The 19,422-nt window shown below is 74.8% G+C and carries 8 protein-coding genes; 4 read left to right on the forward strand and 4 right to left on the reverse strand.

The annotated features are described in order from the left end of the window. The first annotated feature begins 22 nt into the window (after positions 1–22). Genes BOQ63_RS36410 through BOQ63_RS36425 form a run of 4 tightly spaced genes read left to right on the forward strand, consistent with a single transcriptional unit; the run spans position 23 to position 6,318 of the window. Positions 23–1,594 carry a condensation domain-containing protein gene (locus BOQ63_RS36410; protein ID WP_191093622.1) on the forward strand — a complete coding sequence of 524 codons (1,572 nt, stop codon included), beginning with the start codon at positions 23–25 and terminating at the stop codon, positions 1,592–1,594. Continuing rightward, positions 1,591–3,099, forward strand: coding sequence for a lyase family protein (locus BOQ63_RS36415; protein WP_072655687.1), 1,509 nt, complete (start codon positions 1,591–1,593; stop codon positions 3,097–3,099). Before BOQ63_RS36410 ends, BOQ63_RS36415 begins: the two co-directional genes overlap by 4 nt. Beyond that, positions 3,096–4,070: a GHMP family kinase ATP-binding protein gene (locus BOQ63_RS36420; RefSeq protein WP_223886138.1), complete on the forward strand. Its 975-nt coding sequence runs from the start codon at positions 3,096–3,098 to the stop codon at positions 4,068–4,070. The genes BOQ63_RS36415 and BOQ63_RS36420 overlap by 4 nt, the downstream gene beginning before the upstream one ends. Then, a complete protein-coding gene (locus BOQ63_RS36425) occupies positions 4,060–6,318 on the forward strand; it encodes a pyridoxal-phosphate dependent enzyme (protein WP_030283571.1) in 2,259 nt (752 codons plus the stop codon). Before BOQ63_RS36420 ends, BOQ63_RS36425 begins: the two co-directional genes overlap by 11 nt. A 96-nt stretch (positions 6,319–6,414) precedes the next feature. Here BOQ63_RS36425 and BOQ63_RS36430 read toward each other — a convergent pair whose 3' ends face one another. The 4 genes from BOQ63_RS36430 to BOQ63_RS36445 all read right to left on the reverse strand — a co-directional run bounded on the left by BOQ63_RS36430 (position 6,415) and on the right by BOQ63_RS36445 (position 19,344). Continuing rightward, entirely contained in the window at positions 6,415–11,625 is a 5,211-nt protein-coding gene (locus BOQ63_RS36430) for a non-ribosomal peptide synthetase (protein ID WP_150476248.1), read from the reverse strand. 51 nt (positions 11,626–11,676) lie between these two features. After that, positions 11,677–12,945, reverse strand: a complete 1,269-nt coding sequence (locus BOQ63_RS36435) for an MFS transporter (RefSeq protein WP_072655689.1) — start codon at positions 12,943–12,945, stop codon at positions 11,677–11,679. Next, a complete protein-coding gene (locus BOQ63_RS36440; protein ID WP_072655690.1) occupies positions 12,942–13,694 on the reverse strand; it encodes a thioesterase II family protein in 753 nt (250 codons plus the stop codon). Before BOQ63_RS36440 ends, BOQ63_RS36435 begins: the two co-directional genes overlap by 4 nt. 133 nt (positions 13,695–13,827) lie before the next feature. Next, positions 13,828–19,344: a non-ribosomal peptide synthetase gene (locus BOQ63_RS36445; protein WP_150476249.1), complete on the reverse strand. Its 5,517-nt coding sequence runs from the start codon at positions 19,342–19,344 to the stop codon at positions 13,828–13,830. Positions 19,345–19,422 lie beyond the last annotated feature (78 nt).

Here is a 19,422-nt window from a genome sequence, read left to right on the forward strand (position 1 = left end):
GGGCCGTCCGGGGAGAACTCCGGTGACGGCGGACGGAACCACCGGGTCGGCCGTGCCCGGCGCGGGCGGGGAGCGCGTCGCCCGCGCGGCCCACGGTCAGGAACTGGTCTGGCTGACCGGCCGCCGCTCCCGGGGCCTGCTGCTCCAGCACGTGGCCGACACCTTCCGGCTCGGCGCCGCGATCGACGAGGCCCGACTGCGCGCCGCCCTCGGTGAACTGGCCGAACGGCACACCGCCCTGCGCACCTCGCTGCGGGTGCTGGACGGCGAGCTGCGGCAGGTGGTGCACCCGCGGATCGACCTCCCGGTGGAGTTCACCGACCTCGGTGCGCCGGACGACGGCAGGCCGGCCGAGCGGCTAGCCGAAATCGCCGACCGGGCGGCGGCGCAGCCCTTCGACCCGGACCGGGCGCCGCTGTGGCGGGCCGTCGCGGTCCGGCTCGGCGCGGCGGACTGGGCGGTGGTGCTGGTCGCCCACCAACTGGTGTGCGACCCGGACTCGTTGTTCCTGCTCAACGCCGAACTCGTCGAGCTGTGCGCGGCGTCCGAGCAGGGCCGGCCCCCGGTGCTGCCCGAGCTGCCGACGGACTTCGCCGGTTACGTCGACCGCAGGCAGGGCCGCCCGGCCGCCGAGTTCCGGCGCGAGCAGCCGGCCGGCCTGCCGCCCGGCCACGGCATCCCGCTGGACCGGCCGCGCCCGGTCGTTCGGGCCTTCGCGGGCGCCGAGGTCCGCTCGGAACTCCCGGCCGGCCTGCCCGCCGCGCTGCGGAAGGGCGCCGCCCGGCTCGACGCGGCACCCGCCGTGGTGCTGCTGGCTGCCTGCGCCGCGCTGCTGCACGGCCGGTCCGGCCGGACTGACCACGGGATCGGAGTACCGGTCTCCGGGCGGCACCGGCCGGAGACGCTGCCGCTGGTCGGAGCCCTGGCCGGCACGGTGGTGCTGCGCCTGGACACCTCCGGCGACCCGGCCTTCGCCGAGCTGGTCGACCGGGTGCGAGGGGCCGCGGTGGCGGCCTGGGAACACCAGGACACGCGGTTCCCGCAGTTGGCCGACGAGCTGGTCGACGGGTCGCTTGACGTCCTGGCCGACGCCGCTGAGGAGCAGGGGCGGTCCGGTGTGCCGGGCGACGTCCCGGAGCAGTACCGGCGGTCCGGCGTGCCGTTCGACGACCGGGCGAACGTCCCGCACCGGCCCTGGCGGGCCGGTCGCCCCCCGGTCGGTCAGCTTACCTTCACCACTAGCGAGGGCCCGGAACCCGGCCCCCCGTGCGGCTTCGCCGAGGACGACCTGTTGCTGGAAGTCGCCGACCGCGCCGCGCGGTTGGTGTACGACAGTGCGCTGTTCGCCCCCGCCACCGCCCGCGGCCTGCTCGACGACTACCTGGCGCTGCTCGGTGCCGCCCTCGCCGAGCCGGCCACGCCGCTGTCCCTGCTGTTGTCCCCGCTGCCCGGAGCCGCCGGAACCCGGCCGCCCCGACCGGCCCGTGACGAACGGACCGCCGGTTCCCCCACCGGCGGCCGCGGACCGTCCGGGCCGGACGCCCCCCGCGGGGGCCGGGCCGCCCCATCGGTTCTTCTGAGGAGCACGTCATGACGGTGACCGGTCGGATCGTCGGCATACCGAGCGAGGTGTGGCACGAGGAGGTGCTGGCACCGCAGTTCGCGTACGAGGCGGAGCACCTGCTGCGGCACTACGTGGCGATCGAGAAGGTGCTGCTGCTGGAGTACCGGCGGATGGAGCTGGTGGACGACGCGGGGACCGCGGCGATCGCCGCCCGGCTGGACGGGGTGTCCCCGGAGACCGTCCGGGCGAACCCGCAGGAGAACATGTCGGACATCTCCTTCGCCCTGGAGCGGCACGTGGCGGCCGGCCCGGTCGAGCCGTTCGCGGCCTGGCACGTGGACCGCAGCCGCAACGACCTCCAGGTGTGCGCCCAACTGATGTCCGCCCGGGAGCAGGTGCGGGCGCTGGCCGCCGACCTGCTCGCCTTCGACGCGGCGGTCCGCGAGCTGGCGGCGGGCGCGGTCGAGGTGCCGATGCCCGGCTACACCCACGCCCAGGCCGCCCAGGTCGTCAGCCCCGGCTTCTACCTGGCCGCGCTGTCCTACGAGACGCTGGCCGCGGTGCGCCGGCTGCTGGCGGCGTACGACGAGATCGACGCCTCACCGCTGGGCGCCGGCAGCATGGCCGGCCAGGAACTCGCCTGGGACCGCACCCGGATGGCCGGACTGCTCGGCTTCGCCCGGCCCCAGCCACACGCCCTGGTGGCCGTCGCCTCGCGCGGCTGGGCGCTGGCGATCGCGGCCGAGGCGGCGAACTTCGCCGTCGCGCTCAGCCGCTTCACCACCGACCTGATGGCCTGGGGCGGCAGCGCCCACGGCTTCCTGGACCTCCCGGACGAGCTCTCCGGGATCTCCGCCGCGATGCCGCAGAAGAAGAACTTCCCCGTGCTGGAGCGGATCCGCGGCCGCTGCGCGCTGGTGGCGGGCAGCGCGGCCGAACTGGCGGCGGCTCAGCGCAACACCCCGTACACCAACACCGTGGAGGTCTCCAAGGAGGCGGGCGCGCACCTGCGGGTGCAGACCGAGGCGCTGCGCTCGACGCTGCGGCTCGCGCACGCCGTGGTCGCCGGGCTGGAGTTCCGCAGCGACCGGATGCGCGCGGCCTGCGAGGAGGAGTTCCTCGGCGGCTTCACCCTCGCCAACCGGCTGACCCTGGACGAGGGCGTGCCCTGGCGTACCGCGCAGATCATCGCGGGCCGCTACATCAAGGCCGCGCTGGACAAGGGCCTGGCCCCGGCCGACGGGGACGCCGCGCTGCTGTCGGCGATCGCGGAGGAGGCCGGACACCGACTGGCCGGTCCCGAGGCACTGTTGGCCGCCTCGCTGAGCGTCGAGGCGGGGCTGCGCGCCAAGACCTCGGTCGGCTCGACCCACCCCGAACAGGTCCGCGCGACCCTCACCGAACTCCTCGGCGAGCACGAGCGGTTGACCGGACGGTGGGCGGAGCGGGACGCCGCCGTACGGGCGGCGGCGGACCGGGTCGCGGCGCTGCTCGCGCCGTCGGCGGAGGCGGACACCCCGGCGGAACGGCCTTGACCCCGCCGCCGCCCCAGCCGGTGACCCCGCCCCAGCCCGAGCCCCCGCGCCGTCCCTCCCTCGCCGCCCCCCGCCGCGGGATCGACCTGCGGACCGGCTCGGCCCGCGCCTTCGGCACCTTCGGCGAACTCCTCCAGGGCGCCCTGCCCGGCGGCCCGGAGTTCCTGGTGACGCTGCCGGTCGACCGCTGGGCCCGGGCCCGCTTCCGCCTCGACCCGGGCGGCCCGCTGCGGGTCTTCCCCTCGCACAAGACCAAGACCCGGCGGGTGGCCGAGGCGATGCTCGCCTCCTGCGGCCGGCCGGGCGGCGGGGTGCTGCTGCTCGACGGCGACCTGCCGGTCGGCAAGGGGATGGCCAGCTCCTCGGCCGATCTGGTCGCCACCGTACGGGCGGTCGGCGCCGCGGTGGGCCTGGACACCTCCCCGGCCGCGGTCGAGCGCTGGCTGCGTCCGATCGAGCCGACCGACGGGGTGATGCACCCCGGCGTGGTGGCCTTCGAGCACCGCGAGGTGCGGCTGCGCGAACGCCTCGGCGGCCTCCCGGCGGCGACCGTGGTCGCGGTGGACGAGGGCGGGCTGCTCGACACGGTGGCGTTCAACCGGGTGCCGAAGGTGTTCTCCCCGGCGCACTGTGCCGAGTACGCGGACCTGCTGGCCGAACTCGCCGCGGCGGTCCGGGCGGGCGACCTCGCCCGGGTGGGGGCGGTGACGACCCGCAGCGCGGTGCTGAACCAGCGACTGGCGCCCAAGCGCAACCTCGACGCGATGCTCGCGATCGCCGAACGGATCGGTGCGGAGGGGGTGGTGTGCGCGCACAGCGGCACCCTGCTGGGCCTCCTGCTGGACGAGAACGACGCCGACCACGGACCCCGCCTGGCCGCCGCCGTGGCGGCCTGTTCGACCCTGCCCGGCACCACCACCACGGTCCGGGCCCTCAACCTTCAGGACATGGAGCCAGCTCATGCGGCATGAATCGATCGTCGAGGCCATCGGTCACACGCCACTGGTCCGGTTACGGGTGCCCGCACCGGAGGGCGTCGAGGTGTACGCGAAGCTGGAGCTGGCGAACAACTTCGCGATGAAGGACCGGGTGGCCCGGCAGGTCGTCACCGAGGCCCGCCGTTCCGGGGCGTTGAAGCCGGGCGCGCCGATCGTGGAGAGCTCCTCGGGGACGATGGCGCTCGGCCTGGCGCTGGTGGGGACCCACCTGGGCCACCCGGTGCACATCGTCACCGATCCGAGGATCGACCCGATCACCCTGGCCAAGCTGCGCACCCTGGGCTGCGAGGTGCACGTGGTGTCGGCGATGGGTGAGCAGGGCTGGCAGTCGGCCCGGCTGGACCTGCTGGCCGAGCTGATGACCGGCCTGCCCGGCGCCTTCTGGCCGCAGCAGTACTCCAACCCGCAGAACCCGGCGGCCTACCGGGGCCTGGCCGAGGAACTGGTCGCCGACCTCGGCACGGTGGACGTGGTGGTGGGCTCGGTCGGCAGCGGCGGTTCGCTGTGCGGGACGTCCCGGGCCCTGCTGGAACGTTTCCCCGAGCTGAAGGTGGTCGGCGTCGACGCGGTCGGCAGCGTGCTGTTCGGCCAGCCCGACGTGCCGACCCGCCGGCAGTCCGGCCTCGGCAACAGCCTCTACCCGGACAACATCGACTACCGGCTGATCGACGAGGTGCACTGGCTCTCCGACGACGAGGCCTTCGCCGCGACCAGGGCGCTGGCCCGGGAACAGAAGATCTTCGCCGGGAACACCTCCGGCTCGGTCTACCGGGTGCTGACCCACCTCGCGGCGAACGCCGCGCCCGGCACCCGGCTGGTCGGCATCATGCCGGACCGCGGTGACCGGTACGTCGACACCGTGTACGCCGCCGACGCCGAGGCCGTCGAAGGTACGGCGACCGAGCCGACGCCGGTCCGCTACGGGGAGCTGGTGCACAGCTGGTCGTACGCCGAGATCTCCCGCCGGGAGCGCCCGCTGCTGCTGTTCGTGGAGTCCAACACCACCGGCACGGGCATGCTGGCGCTCACCACGGCGGTACGGCTCGGCCTGGAGCCGGTGCTGTTCGTGGTGGACCCGGCCCGCTACCAGGGGCTGGCGGAGACCGGCTGCCGGGTCGTGGTCTGCGACACCGACGACCCGCAGGCGCTGCGCAAGGCCGCCGAGGAGGCGGCCGGCGGCCGCGAGGTGGCGGGGGTGACCACGACCAGCGAGTACTACCTGGTCCAGGCGGCCGCGCTGGCCGAGGGGCTGGGGGTGGCGGCCAACCCGGCGTCGGCGCTGGCGGCCTGCCGGGACAAGTCGGCGACCCGCCGCACCCTGCTCGCGCACGGGGTGCGCCAGCCCCGGTTCGCCGAGGTCCGCGACCCGGCCGAGGTCGAGGCGGCCGTCGCGGCGGTGGGCCTGCCCTGCGTGGTCAAGCCGGTCGACGAGTCCGGCTCGCACGAGGTGCTGTGGTGCGGGGACGTCGCCACCGCCACCGAACAGGTCCGCAAGCTGCTGGCGGTCACCCGCAACGTGCGCGGGCAGGCCAGCGCCGGGACGGTGCTGGTGGAGGAGTTCCTGACCGGGCCGGAGTTCAGCGCGGAGATGTTCTGGGCGGACGGCGACGCGGTCTGCGTCGGCATCACCCAGCGCACCGTCAGCGAGCTGCCGTACTTCGTGGAGACCGGGCACCTGTTCCCGGCGGTGCTCCCCGACGGGACGGCCGCGGCGATGGCCGACACCGCCCGGCACAGCCTGGAGGCGGTCGGGCTGAACCGGGGCCCGGCGCACGTCGAACTGCGGCTGACCGCGGACGGGCCGGCCGTCATCGAGATCAACGCCCGGCTGGCCGGCGGCATGATCCCGGAGCTGATCCGGCCCGCGACCGGCATCGACCTGCTGGAGCAGCAGATCCGCGCCGCCGCCGGGCTGCCGCTGAACCTGACCCCGGAGCGGGAGCGCTCCGCCGGGATCCGCTTCCTGATCGCCGCCGAGCCGGGCCGGCTGGCCGCGGTCGAAGGTGTCGAGCGGGCGGGCGCGGTCGCCGGGGTGGACCGGGTCACCGTGACTGCGGCCGTGGGCCGTTCGGTGCGGCCGGTCCGGGAGGCGTACGACCGGCTGGGCCACGTGATCGCGGTCGGGGACGGCCCCGAGCAGGTGGGCGCCGCCCTGGACGCCGCGCTGGCCGAACTCGCGGTGGTGGTCGAGCCCGGGCATCAGCGGCCCGAGCAGCAGTAGCCGCGTACGGCAAGGGGAGCGCCGGCCGGCCGGCGCTCCCCTTCGCGTTCCGGCCCCTTCGCGTTCCGGCCGCCGCCTTCAGGCCCCCCGCCGTCTTCAGGCTTCCGGCGCGGGGCGGCGTCGGCGCACCACGACCGGCTCCGTCGCGTCCGAGCGGGGCGTCCGGTCGATCAGGGCCGCCAGCGCCGCGACGGTCGGGTGCTCGAAGCAGGCGCTCAGCGGCAGTTCGACGCCCAGGCCCTGGTGGATCTCGGCGAGCATCCGGACCGCCGCCAGCGAGTGGCCGCCGAGGGCGAAGAAGTCGTCGTCGATCCCGATCCGCCCGGTCCCGAACAGCCGCTGCCAGATCCCGGTCAGCGCCCGTTCGGTGGCGGTGCCCGGCGGGGTGAGGAAGCCCTCGGCGCCTTCCTCCGGGGGGATCCGCAGCGCCTTGCGGTCGGTCTTGCCGGACGGCAGCGTCGGCATCGCGCCGAGCACCACGAACCGAGCGGGCGTCATGGCCCGGGGCAGCGAGCGGACGCAGTGCGCCCGCAGCTCGGCCGGGGTCGGCCGGGCGGCCGGATCGGCCGGGTCCACCGGCGTGACGAAGGCGACCAGGCGCGGCCCGGCCTCCGCCGAACCGTCGACGACCACCGCCGAGTCGGCGACCTTGCGGTGCGCACCGAGAACGGCCTCGACCTCGCCGAGCTCGATCTGCACCCCGTGGATCTTCACCTGGTCGTCGCCCCGGCCCAGGTACTGCAGCTCGCCGTCGGCCGTCCACCGGGCCAGGTCGCCGGTACGGTACATCCGCTCACCCGGCGCGCCGTACGGGCAGGGCAGGAAGCGGTCCGCGGTCAGGTCGGGGCGCCCCAGGTAGCCGCGGGCCAGGCTGGCGCCGGCGAGGTACAGCTCGCCGGGAACGCCCGGCGGGACGGGCCGCAGGCCCTCGTCCAGGACGAACAGCCGGGAGCCGGTGACCGGCCTGCCGAGCGGCGGGCTCACCGTGCCGTCCAGCGGGCCGGACAGGGTGCCGAGCACGGTCGTCTCGGTCGGCCCGTAGGCGTTGTGCAGCCGCCGTCCGCGCCCCCACTGCGCCGCCAGGTCGGCGCCCATCGCCTCGCCGCCGCTGACCACCGTCCGCAGCCGCGGGAACGCGCGGGCGGGCAGCGCGGCCAGCGTGGTCGGGGTCAGCACGGCGTGGCTGATCCGCCGCTGTTCGAGCAGGACGGCCAGCTCCTCGCCCAGCACCGGGTGCGCGGGGGCCACCACCAGGGTCGCCCGGGAGCGGAAGGCCAGCAGGAGTTCCATGACGTACATGTCGAAGGTGGGGGACACCTGCTGCAGCACCCGGGGCTTCTCGCCGCCGGTCGTGCTCTGCTCGCCGCCGGTCGTGCTCTGCTCCCCGTCGCCGCCCGCCGTCACCACCTCGTGCAGCCGCTCGCACAGCGGCGCCAGCCCGGTGTGGGTGACCACGACGCCCTTGGGCCGTCCGGTCGAGCCGGAGGTGTACAGCAGGTAGGCGGCGTTCGCCGGGTCGACCGGCGCGGTGGCCGGGCGCTCGCCGGAGTGCTCCGCGAGCGCGTCCAGCAGGTCCGGGTCGTCCAGCAGCAGTGTCGTCGGGGCGCCGACGGGCAGGGCGGAGGCGCCGGCCGAGTCGGTCAGCACCAGCGCGGGCCGCGCGTCGGACAGGATGAACGACAGCCGCTCGACCGGGAACTGGACGTCCAGCGGCAGGAACGCGCCGCCGGCCTTGGCGACGGCCAGCACGGCGAGCACCAGCTCGCCGCCGCGCGGCAGGGCGAGCGCGACCGTGCGCTCCGGGCCGATCCCGCGGGCGACCAGTTCGGCGGCCAGCCGGTTCGCCTGCTCGTCCAGTTCGGCGTAGCTGAGGGTGATGTCGCCCGCCTCCAGGGCCGGCGCGTCCGGTGCCGCCGCCACCGCCCGCTCGAACTGCCCGGCGAGGGTGACCGGTTCGGGCGCGGCCGCGCCGGTGCTCCACCCGCCGAGGACGGCCTCGCGCTCGCCCGGGAGCAGCAGGTCCCAGTGGGAGATCGGCAGGTCGGGCTGCTCGGTCGCGAGGGCCAGCGCGAGCAGCAGCCGCTGCGCCAGCGCCTGCCCGGCCGCCTCGTCGAACAGGTCGGCGCTGACCGTCAGGACGCCGCTGATGGTCGCGCGGGCGCGGTCCTCGGTCAGCTCGAAGGTCAGGTCGAAGGGCGTCGCGGGGGTGCCCAGGTCGAAGGGCTCGGTGGGCAGCCCGCCGAGCGCGGGCACCGGCTCTGGCTCGCCGTTGAGGCTCGCCATCACCTGGAACAGCGGGTTGCGGCCGTGCCGGCGGGGCGGGTTGAGGGCGGTGACGATCTCGTCGAAGGGCAGCTCCATGTGGTCGTGCGCGGCGAGGTTGGTCTCCCGCACCCGGGCGATCAGGGTGCGGAAGCTCGGGTCGCCGGAGGTGTCGGCGCGCAGCACGGCGGTGTTGATGAAGCAGCCGATCAGCTCGTCCAACGCCTGGTCGGAGCGGCCCGCGGTGGGGGTGCCCAGCGGGATGTCGGTGCCGGCGCCGAGGCGGGTGAGCATCGCGGCGATCGCGGCCTGCAGCAGGATGAAGACGCTGGCGCCGTGCTCGTGGGCCGCGGCGGTGATCCGCCGGTACAGCTCGGGGCCGGCCTCCACCCGGGTGGGCAGGCCGCGGAAGGTCGCTGTCGCGGGGCGCGGCCGGGCCCCCGGCAGGGCGAGCTCCTCGGGCAGCCCGGCCAGCGTCCTGGCCCAGAACTCCAGGCTGCGTCCGAACGGGCTGGCCGGGTCCTCCGGGCGGCCCAGCTGCTGTGCCTGCCAGAGTGCGAAGTCGGCGTACTGGATGGGCAGTTCGTGCCAGTTCGGGGCCTGCCCGGCGGATCGGGCAGCGTAGGCGGTGGCCAGGTCGCGGCAGAGCGGGGCCAGCGAGAGGCCGTCGCAGGCGATGTGGTGGACGTCCACCAGCAGGACGTGCGAGCGCGGGCCGGTGCTGAACACGTGCAGCCGCAGCGGGACTTCGACGGTCAGGTCGAAGTGGGTCTCCAGCGCGTCCCGCAGCGCCTGCTGGAGGCCGTTGGGGTGGATGGCGCTCGCGCGGACCACCCGGGTGACGGCCTCGGGCGGCTGTACCGACTGGCGCGGCACGCCGGTGTCGGCGGGGAAGACGGTGCGCAGGATCTCGTGCCGCCGGCCGAGGTCGGCCGCGGCCGCGGTGAGCGCGGCGAGGTCCAGCTCGCCGGCGATCCGCACCGCCAACGGCATGTGGTAGAAGGCCTGTTGCTGCCCCAGCCGGTTGACGATCCAGATCCCGCGCTGGGCCATGGACAGCGGCAGCGCCTCGGGCCGGGGGCCGGAGGCGGCCGGGATCGCGCTGCGGGCGGGCGCCTCGGCGGGGGTCGCGGCGGCCTCGTCGAGCAGTTTGGCCAGGTCGGCGAGCACCGGGGTCTTGAGGATGTGGCGGACGGAGAGCTTGACCGACCACTGCCGCCGGATCCGGGCGACCAGCCGGGTGGCGAGCAGCGAGTCCCCGCCGTCGCGCAGGAAGTCGGTGTGACGGCTGACCGTCTCGGTGCCCAGCAGCCGGGACCAGATCGCCGCGAGGGCCCGTTCGGTCCCGGTCGAGGGAGCGTCGGAGCTGTCGGAGCCGTCAGCGCCGTCGGTGGCTCCCGCGGCGGGGCGGGGCAGCGGCGCCTGCGGGTCGGCGGCGTACTCGACGGTGCCGTCGGCCAGCACCCGGGCCCGGCGGCCGCTCGGCGCGCCCGCCAGCAGGAGTTCGCCGTACACCCCGGTGGGCGCCCGGTTGCCGTACCGGTCGCGGACCTCCGCCTCGGCGCCGTCCACCTCGGCCGGGCCGTGCTCGCCCAGCGGGACGCGGCCGACGCCCGCCACGCCCTCGCCGCCGACGCCCGCCACGCCCTCGGCCAGGAAGGCCTCCAGCAAGGCCAGGTAGTCGGCGGCGAGCCGCTCGACGGTCGCCCGCTCGAACAGGTCGGTGGCGTAGTCGAAGGTGAAGCCGACCTCGTCCGCCGTGTAGCTGACCGCGAGCTCCAGGTCGAACTTGGCGGAGTCGTTGCGCATCTCCACGATCTCGACCGCCAGCCCGGGCAGCTCCGGCGGGGGAACCACCTGGTTGACGCTGCACATCACCTGGAACACCGGGTTGCGGGACGGGTCCCGGACCACGCCCAGCGTCTCCACCACCCGGTCGAACGGCACGTTCTGGTGCGACAGCGCCTCCGCCGCCACCGTCCTGACCTGGCCGAGAAGTTGGCGCAGGGTCGGGTCGCCGGTCAGGTCGACGGGCACGGCCAGGGTGTTGGCGAAGTAGCCGATGACCGGCTCCCACTCGGCGCGCGGCCGGTTGGCCACCGGCACGCCGACGACCACCCGCTCCTCCCCGTTGTACCGGTGCAGCAGGGCGGCCAGCACCGTGACGGCGGTGGCGAACAGCGAGGCCTCGTGCCCCGAGCCCCAGGCGGCCAGCCGCCGTTGGAGATCCGCCGGGACGGGCACGGTGACGCTGGCGCCCTCGCCGCTGAGCAGGACCGGCCGCGGCAGGTCGGACGGGATCCCGGCCTCCTGCGGCAGCCGGGCCAACTGCTCGCGCCAGAAGGCGAGCTGGCCGCGGTAGAGCTCCACCGTGGCGGGCTCGGCCTCCCAGGCCGAGTAGTCGGCGTAGCGCATCGTCAGCGGGGCCAGGCCGGTGGGCGCGCCGCCGACCCGGGCGGTGTAGCAGACACCCAGCTCCCGGAAGAACAGGCCCTCCGACCAGCCGTCGGTGATCGCGTGGTGCATGGTGACGGCGAGGTGGTGCACCGATGCGCCCGCCCGGACCAGCTTCGTCCGGAACAGCGGACGCCCGGCCAGCGGGAACGGGATCCGGCTCTCCTCCTCGATCAGCCGGATCACCGCGGCCTCGCCGAGGTCGGTCAGGTCCACCTGCTCCCAGGGCAGTTCCTCGGGGTCGAGCAGCAGTTGGAAGACCTCGTCCTCGTCCCCGGCGAAGGTGGTGCGCAGACCCTCGTGCCGGGCCACCAGGTCGCCGACGGCGAGCCGCAGGGCCTCGGTGTCGAGCTCGCCCGCCAGCCGGAGCCGGAACGGGACGTTGTAGGTGCTGTTGGGGCCGTTCAGCTGCTCCAGGAACCAGAGCCGCTTCTGCGCCAGGGACGCGGGTGCCCGCCCGTCGCCCGAGCGGGCGGCCGGTACGGCGGCGGACGAGGGGGCGGCGCTGGTCGAGGCGGTGGCCTCCTCCGCCAGGGCGCGGGCGAAGACGGCGTCCAGTGTGGCGCGGCCGACCGCATCGGTGTCGTTCACGAGCGTTCCTGGCCTTCCGGGTCGTGGGGGGGTGATTGTCCTGATCCGACGTCAGACGGTTGCGGGCTCGGGGACTTCGGTGGGGATGCCGGTCACCGTCCGCAGCGGGGAGAGGGCGAGCAGCAGCGCGGCCAGCCCGATGCCGCCGGCGCAGACCACGATCGCCAGCTGGGTGCCCAGCCAGGAGCCGAGTGCGCCGCCGACCATGGCACCGAACGGGGTGCCGGCCATCACGATCATCCGGGTGGAGGCATTCATCCGGCCCTGCATGTCGTCGGGGGTGATCGCGGACCGGTAGCTGCGGATGTTGACGGCGCTGGCGATCACCAGCACGGCGTAGGCGACCTGGACGAACATCAGCATCGCGAAGGCGACCCCCTTGGGCATCACCGTCGCGGCGGGGATGACGAGTTCGACGGCGGTCATCGCCACGGTGGTCCAGATCACCATCCGGCCGAAGGGCAGCGCCTTGCCCAGCCGGGCCGCGATCAGGGCGCCCATCAGCGAGCCGACGCCGGTCCCGGCCAGCAGCGCGCCGACCAGGATGCCGGGCAGGTCCAGGGTGCGGGTGATGAAGACCAGGAACACCGGGTCGATCGCGATGGCGGAGAAGTTCACCAGGAAGGTGACCAGCACCAGGGTGCGCAGCGTCGCGTCGCCGAAGATGAAGCCCAGGCCCTCGCCGATCTCCTTCCACATCGAGGACGGGTCTCCGGTGGCGGGTTTCTCCGGCACCGGCTCGCGCTTGCGGATGCGCAGGGTGCAGGCGGCCGCCAGCCCGAAGGCGAAGACATTGACCATGATGACGACGGGCCCGGTGAGCAGCTGCACCAGCAGGCCGCCGAAGGTCCGGCCGCCGATGTTGGAGACCGAACTGCTCATCTCCAGCTTGCTGTTGCCCTCGACCAGGTCCTCGCGCTCGACCAGGGCGGGCAGGATCGAGGCGTTGCCGATGTCGGAGACCGTGCTGCAGGCGCCGGTGCCGAACACCACGGCCAGCAGGAGCGGGACGCTCAGCAGGTGCGCCCAGGACAGCAGCGGGACGGAGAGCAGGATCAGCGAGCGCACGGCGTCCGCCGCCACGATGATCATCTTCTTCGGCCGCCGGTCCAGCCAGACCCCGACGAACAGGCTGATCAGGAGGTAGGGCAGGAACTCGGTGGCGAGCAGCAGGCCCATCTGGAACACCGAGGCGCCCAGGCTGACCGAGGCGATCAGCGGGACGGCCACCGCGACCATGTTGGTGCCCAGCATGGAGAGGGTCTGGCCGGCCCAGAGTCTGCGGAAGTCCGCGTGGTCCCACAGTCCGGTGAGCTTCACGACGCCGCTCCCGCCTGGGCCATGGCGCGGCCCATCAGGTCGAGCAGCGGCTGCGGGGCGGCGAGGAAGGCGTGGTGCCCGCCGTCCAGGAGGTGCTCGTGGTGGCGGCCCGGCGGGACGTGCCGCGTCCAGCCGCCCAGCTGCTCGGGGCGGATCTCCACGTCCTGCTTCCAGCCGACCGTGTGCACGGCGCAGGCCAGCGGTTCGGGGGCGTCGAGCCGGTAGCGGCGCTGGGCCGCGAGGTCCTCCTCCAGCACGTCCAGCGCGACGTCGAGGAAATCCGGGTCCATCCTGGTCCCGGCCGCCTCGGCGAGGATGTTCAGCTCGACCGCGAGCTCGTCCCGCCCGAGCCACAGCCAGCGCCCGAACGGCTCCTCGTCGGGGGCGAGTTGGGAGGACATGAAGAGCGCGGTCAGCTCCTTGCCGTGCGTCCGCTCCAGTTCCAGCGCGGTGGCGAAGGCGGAGAGGGCGCCGCCGCAGTGGCCGAAGAAGCCGGTCGGCCGGTCCACCAGCGGAGCCAGGGCCGCCGCGGCGGCCGCGGCCAGGTTCTGGTACGTGACCGGGTGCGGCTCGCGCAGGCGGTTCTCCCGTGCGGGCAGCTGCACCAGGCACACCTCGACCTCGCCGATCCGCTCGGGCCAGGCGCGGTACATCGACGCGCCCGTGCCCGAGTACGGGAAGAGGAAGATCCGTGCCGGGGCGTCCTCGGATGGTTGGCGGAACAGCCATTTGCCCGCGTCGGTCTGCATGGCGCCGTGAACTCCTTGTTCCCGCCGTTGCGGTGTCGGGATGGTCGGTGTCGGGATGGTCGGTGATGGGGCGGTGGGGCGGTCGGGCGGTCGGGCGGTGGGGCGGTCGGAGTCCGGGGCCGCGGCGGCCGGGTCAGTCGCCGAGCGCGGCGGCGCCGAGCGCGGCGCCGACGGCCCGGACGTGCGGCTGCCGGACCAGGCCGTAGTGGTCGGTGTCGAAGCGGTGGACCCGGAAGTCGCCGGACACCACCGCCCGCCAGGCCTCGGCACTGCCCAGCTCCCGGCCGTCCCGGCTCTCCAGGTAGACCGCGTCGCCGGGGTGGCGGCGCGGCCGGTAGGCGTGGTGGGCGTGCAGATGGGCGGCGAAGACGCGGTGGCGCGCCGTCCAGGCCTCGCTGCCGGACTCGGCGGGCGGGGCGCCGGTGAGTGCCAGGGCGTCCCGCAGGAGTGCCTCGGTGGTGCGGGCGTCGTCCAGTCCGGCGAGCTGCCCGGGGTCGGGGAAGGCGGCGTCGACCATGGCGAGGGTGACCTCCCGGCCGGCCTCCGTCAGCAGGCCCGCGGTCTCGAAGGCCAGCACCGCGCCGAAGGACCAGCCGGCCAGGTGGACCGGTCCGGCCGGGTGGTCCCGCCCGATCCGGGCCGCGGCGGCCGCGGCCATCTCCTCGACGGTGGCGCCGACCGGCTCGGCGCAGTCCAGCCCGTACACGGCCAGCCGCGGGTCGAGCGCGGCGGTCAGGGCCAGGTAGCCCAGGGCGCTGCCGCCGACCGGCGGGAACAGCCACAGCGGCGCCGCGCCGGAGGGGCGCAGGGCCAGCACGTCCCAGCCGCCCGGGGCGTCCGGTGAGGGCGCCTCCAGCAGGGCGGCGAGGCGCTCGACCGTGTCGTGGGCGAACAGCTCGGCGACGCTCAGCCGGCGCTCGAAGTCCCGGCGCAGCCGCCCGATCAGCCGGACGGCGGCCAGCGAGTGCCCGCCGACCTGGAAGAAGCCCACGTCGACGCCGAAGTCCGCGGTGTCCAGCACGTCCGTCCAGGCGGCGGCGACCAGGCGCTCGGCCCCGGTCAGCGGCCGGGTGGGTGCGGTGGGCCTCCCGGTGTCCGCGGGGGAGGGGAGCCGCTTGCGGTCGACCTTGCCGCTGCCGGTCAGCGGCAGCTCGGGCAGCGGCTGCCAGGCGGCGGGCACCATGTGCCGGGGGAGCAGTCCCTCGGCGTGCCGGCGCAGCTCCGCGACCGGCAGCGCGCCGCCCGGCCGGACGGTGAAGTACCCGACCAGCCGCTCGCCGTCGAAGGTCACGGCGGCCGAGCCGCAGTCCGGGTGCGCCGACAGCGCGGCCTCGATCTCGCCCGGTTCGACCCGCATGCCGCGGATCTTCACCTGGGCGTCGGTCCGGCCCAGGTACTCGATCGCGCCGTCCGGGCGGCGCCGGGCGAGGTCCCCGGTGCGGTAGAGGCGCTCGGTGCTGCCGTCCGGCAGGGTGTGCTCGCGGAAGCGCTCGGCGGTCAGTTCCGGGCGGCCGTGGTAGCCGTCGGCCAGGCAGACGCCGCCGATGAACAGCTCGCCGGCGGTGCCGACCGGGACGGGGTGGCCGGACGGGTCCAGCAGGTGGATCCGGGTGTTGGCGATCGGACGGCCGATCGGCACGGTGTCCGCCTCGTCGCGTGAACAGTGCCAGCAGGTGACGTCCACGGCGGCCTCGGTGGGGCCGTACAGGTTCGCCAGGGCGGCCTTGGAGCGGTCCAGGAAGTCGCGCCGGAGGTCGGCCGGCAGCGCCTCGCCGCTGCACACCACCTGCCGCAGCGCGGTGGCGGCGGAGACGTCGGCGGCGTCCAGGAAGGCCCGCAGCATCGAGGGGACGAAGTGCGCCACGGTGATCGACTGCCGGGACAGCACCTGTTCCAGGTAGCCCGGGTCCCAGTGGCCGCCGGGCTCGGCGACGACCAGCCGGGCGCCCTCGCGCAGCGGCCAGAAGAACTCCCACACCGACACGTCGAAGGTGTACGGGGTCTTCTGCAGCACCCGGTCCTCGGCGGTCAGCCGGAACTCCTCCTGCATCCAGTCCAGCCGGTTGGCGATCGCCCGGTGGGACACCACCACGGCCTTGGGGCGGCCGGTGGAGCCGGAGGTGTGGATGACGTAAGCCGGGTCGCCCGGGCCGGTCCCGACGCCCGGGGCCCGCTCGCCGCACGCCGGATCGTCGGGCACGAACTCGACCCGCACGCCGGGTAGTTGGAGTCCTTCCGTTCCGGCGGCGGTCAGCACCACCCGGCAGTCGGCGTCGCTGAGCAGCCGGGCCGTGCGCTCCGCCGGGTCCGCCGGATCCAGCGGGACGTACGCGCCACCGGCCTTGAGCACGGCCAGCAGCGAGACCACCAGCTCCGCCGAGCGGTGCTGGACGATCCCCACGTGCTCGCCGGGCCGTACGCCGAGCGCGACCAGCCGGTGCGCCAGGGCGTTGGCCCGGCCGTCCAGTTCGGCGTAGCTCAGGACGCGGTCGCGGAACAGCACTGCGGGTGCCTGCGGGGTGGTCGCGGCCTGCCGTTCGACCGCCCGGTGCAGCAGCCGCGGACCGGGGTACTCCCGTTCCGTCCGGTTCCACTCCCGCAGCTCGGCCAGCTCCGCCCGGTCCAGCAGCGGGACGGCGGTGGGTGCGGCGGCCGGATCGGCCAGCAGGGCCCGGATCACGGCCACGTGGTAGCCGAAGTAGCGGTCGGCGTCGTCGGCGGCGATCCGGTCGGCGTCGTAGCGCAGGGCGAGCCCGATCAGGTCGGTCCCGGTGTCGCGGGAGAACTCCGAGCCCAGCAGGAAGTCGGTGGGGGTCCGGCTGCGCTCCTCCAGGACCTCCAGGTCGCCGGTGGGGACGGCCGACTCGTTGCGGAAGTGGGTGTAGTTGAAGAAGGTCTCGAAGGCGGCCGCGCCGGCCACCCGGCCGCGCAGTTCGGCCATCGGGAAGCGCCGGTGCGGCTGGACGGCGAGGTCCGTCGCGGCGACCTGCCGGATCAGCTCGGACCAGCTGCCGACCGCCAGGCGGCAGCGCACCGGCAGGGTGTTCAGGAACAGGCCGACCACCCGGTCCCCGTCCGGCTCGGCGATCCGGCCGTTGTACACGGCACCCGAGACCACGTCCTCGGAGCCGGTCAGCAGCGCGATCACCCGCAGGTGCACGGTGAGCAGCACGATCCGCACCGGGACCTGCAGCCGGGCGGCCAAGGCGACCAGCCCGGCGGAGAGTTCGGCCGGCAGTTCGCGCGGCACCACGGCCATGTCCGGCACCCCCGTGCCCGGAGTGGCCGGTACGGATCCGAGCGCGACGCCGTCGAGCTGCGCCTGCCAGAAGGCGAGCTGCTCAGCGTCCCGCACGGCCGCGCGCTCCAGGGCGACGAAGGAGCGGTAGTGGGCACCGGGCGCCGGCGGCAGGGCGGCCGGGCCGCCGCGCCCGAGGGCGGTGAGGTAGAGCGAGAGCAGCTCGCCGAACAGGATCCGCTCGCTCCAGCCGTCGATCACCGCGTGGTGGACCACCGTCCACAGCTGGACCTCGTCCCCGGCGAGCCGGGCGAGGTGGTAGCGGATCAGCGGAGGCCGCTCCCAGTCGAACAGGTGGCGGCCCTCCCAGTCGGTGCGCTGGTCGATCAGGGCCCGCTGCTCCTGCTCCGGCAGGCCGCGCAGGTCCTCGAAGCTCACCGGCGGCTCGGCGATCCGCCGGTGGACGACCTGGAGGGGTTCGCGGAAGCCGCCGGGGGCGAAGGAGGTGCGCAACAGCTCGTGGCGCTCCAGCAGCCGGGCGACGGCGGTGCGCCAGGCCTCGGCCGAGAACTCGACCCGCAGCCGGGTCAGCAACACGTCGTGGTACATCGCGGTGTGCGCCTGCTGGCCACTGCGGTAGAGCATGCCGGCCTGCAGGGCGGTCAGCGGGTAGGCGGCGACGGCGTCGGCGGGCAGCCGCGGCCGGTCCTCGGGGTGGACCAGCTCGAAGGGTCCGGGGGCCGCGGGGCCCGCGGCGGGCTCCGCGGTGCGCACCAGCGGGGCGAGCTCGCGGACGGTCTGGTTGCGCAGCAGGTCGCGGACCCGGAAGCCGAGGCCGCGGGCGCCGGCCCGGGCGACGATCTGCACGCTGCTGATGGAGTCGCCGCCGAGCTCGAAGAAGTTGTCGTCGATGCCGACGGCGGCGCGACCCAGCACCTCGGCCCACACCTCGGTGAGCACCCGCTCGGTCTCGTCACGCGGCGCGGAGTCCTCGGCGGCGGTGGGCGGCTGGGGGCGTTCGGGCTCGGAGGCCACGGCCGTACGGGCGGTGGCCCGCGGCGGCGAGGCGGAGCCGAGGAAGTCGGTCAGCGGTCGGTCCGGGCGTTCGGCGGCCAGTTCCAGCACCCGGGCGTAGCTCGCGGCGAAGTCGGCGATCCACTCGGGGGTGAACCGGTCGGCGCGGTACTCGAACTCGGCGACCGGTCCGTCCGCGGTCCGGTTGACCTGCAGGGACAGCTGGTACTTGGCGGTGACCGACGGGACCTCGACCGGGCGGAACTCCAACTCCCCGGCCCGCACCGGCTGGAAGAAGTCCTCGCCGACGGTGAAGGCGACCTGGAAGACCGGCGGGTGCCCCCGGTGCCGGGGCGGCCGGACCTCCTTCACCACCGTCTCGAAGGGTACGGCCTGGAGGTCCTGGGCCCGCAGGACGGCGGCACGCACCCGCTCGACCAGCTCCCGGAAGGTCCGCGGCCCGCTGAGGTCGGTGCGGACCGCGACCATGTTGACGAAGCAGCCGACCGTCGACTGGAACTCGGTCCGGCCGCGGTTGGCGGCAGGGGTGCCGACCACGAGGTCGCGCAGCCCGGTGCGGTCGGCGAGCAGCAGGTCGTACGCCGCCAGCAGGACGGTGAACGGGGTGGTGCGTAACCCGGTCGCCAGTGCGGCGAGCTGTTCGACGGCCGCGGCCGGCAGCGGGACGTCCGCGGTGCCGCCGGGGGCGGCGGTGGAGTCCGGGTCGGGCAGCGGGAGGTCCCCGGGCAGCTCCAGCACCGGCAGGTCGCCGGCGAGCAGTTCGGCCCACTCGTGCCGGGCCCGTTCACCGGCCGGGCTCGCCAGCCACTCGTCGTGCCAGAGCGAGTAGTCGCCGTACTGGTAGTTCACCCCGGGCAGGCCGGGCTCCGTCCCGGTGGTGAACGCCCGGTAGTGGGCGGCAAGTTCGTCGAGGACCAGCTTCGCCGACCAGCCGTCGAAGACCGCGTGGTGGGCGCAGAACATGACCACGTGGCTGCCGTCGGCGCAGTGCAGCAGTCCGGCCCGTATTAGTGGCCCGTTCTCGAGGTCGAAGGGGGCGCGGGCGTGGCGCGCCATTCGCTGTTCGCGTTCCTCGGCGTCCCGGCAGGTGGCGAGGCGCCATTCCCAGCGCGGTTCCGGATGGACGACCTGGAGGAGTCCCCGCTCGTGAATGCGGAAAGTGGTGCGCAGCGCCTCGTGCCGGGTGAGCACGGCGTCGAACGCATTGCGCAGCGCCGGGATGTCGACCGTTCCCCGGACTTCCCAGAAGCACGGGATGTGAAAGGTCGGTGCGTCACCGACGGTCTGCTGCGCGAGGAAGAGTTGCTCCTGGACCTTCGACGCCGGGAACGGATCCTCGTCCGCGGCGTCCGATTGGGCGGGGAACTCGCTGTCCACGGCTCGTAGACGCCCTTTCCTCCTGGGTGTGGAGACACGGATCGGCGTCCCCCAGGAACGTCAGCATACAGGCGGGAA

Source organism: Streptomyces viridifaciens, from assembly GCF_001888885.2.
GTDB classification, from domain to species: Bacteria; Actinomycetota; Actinomycetes; order Streptomycetales; family Streptomycetaceae; genus Kitasatospora; species Kitasatospora aureofaciens.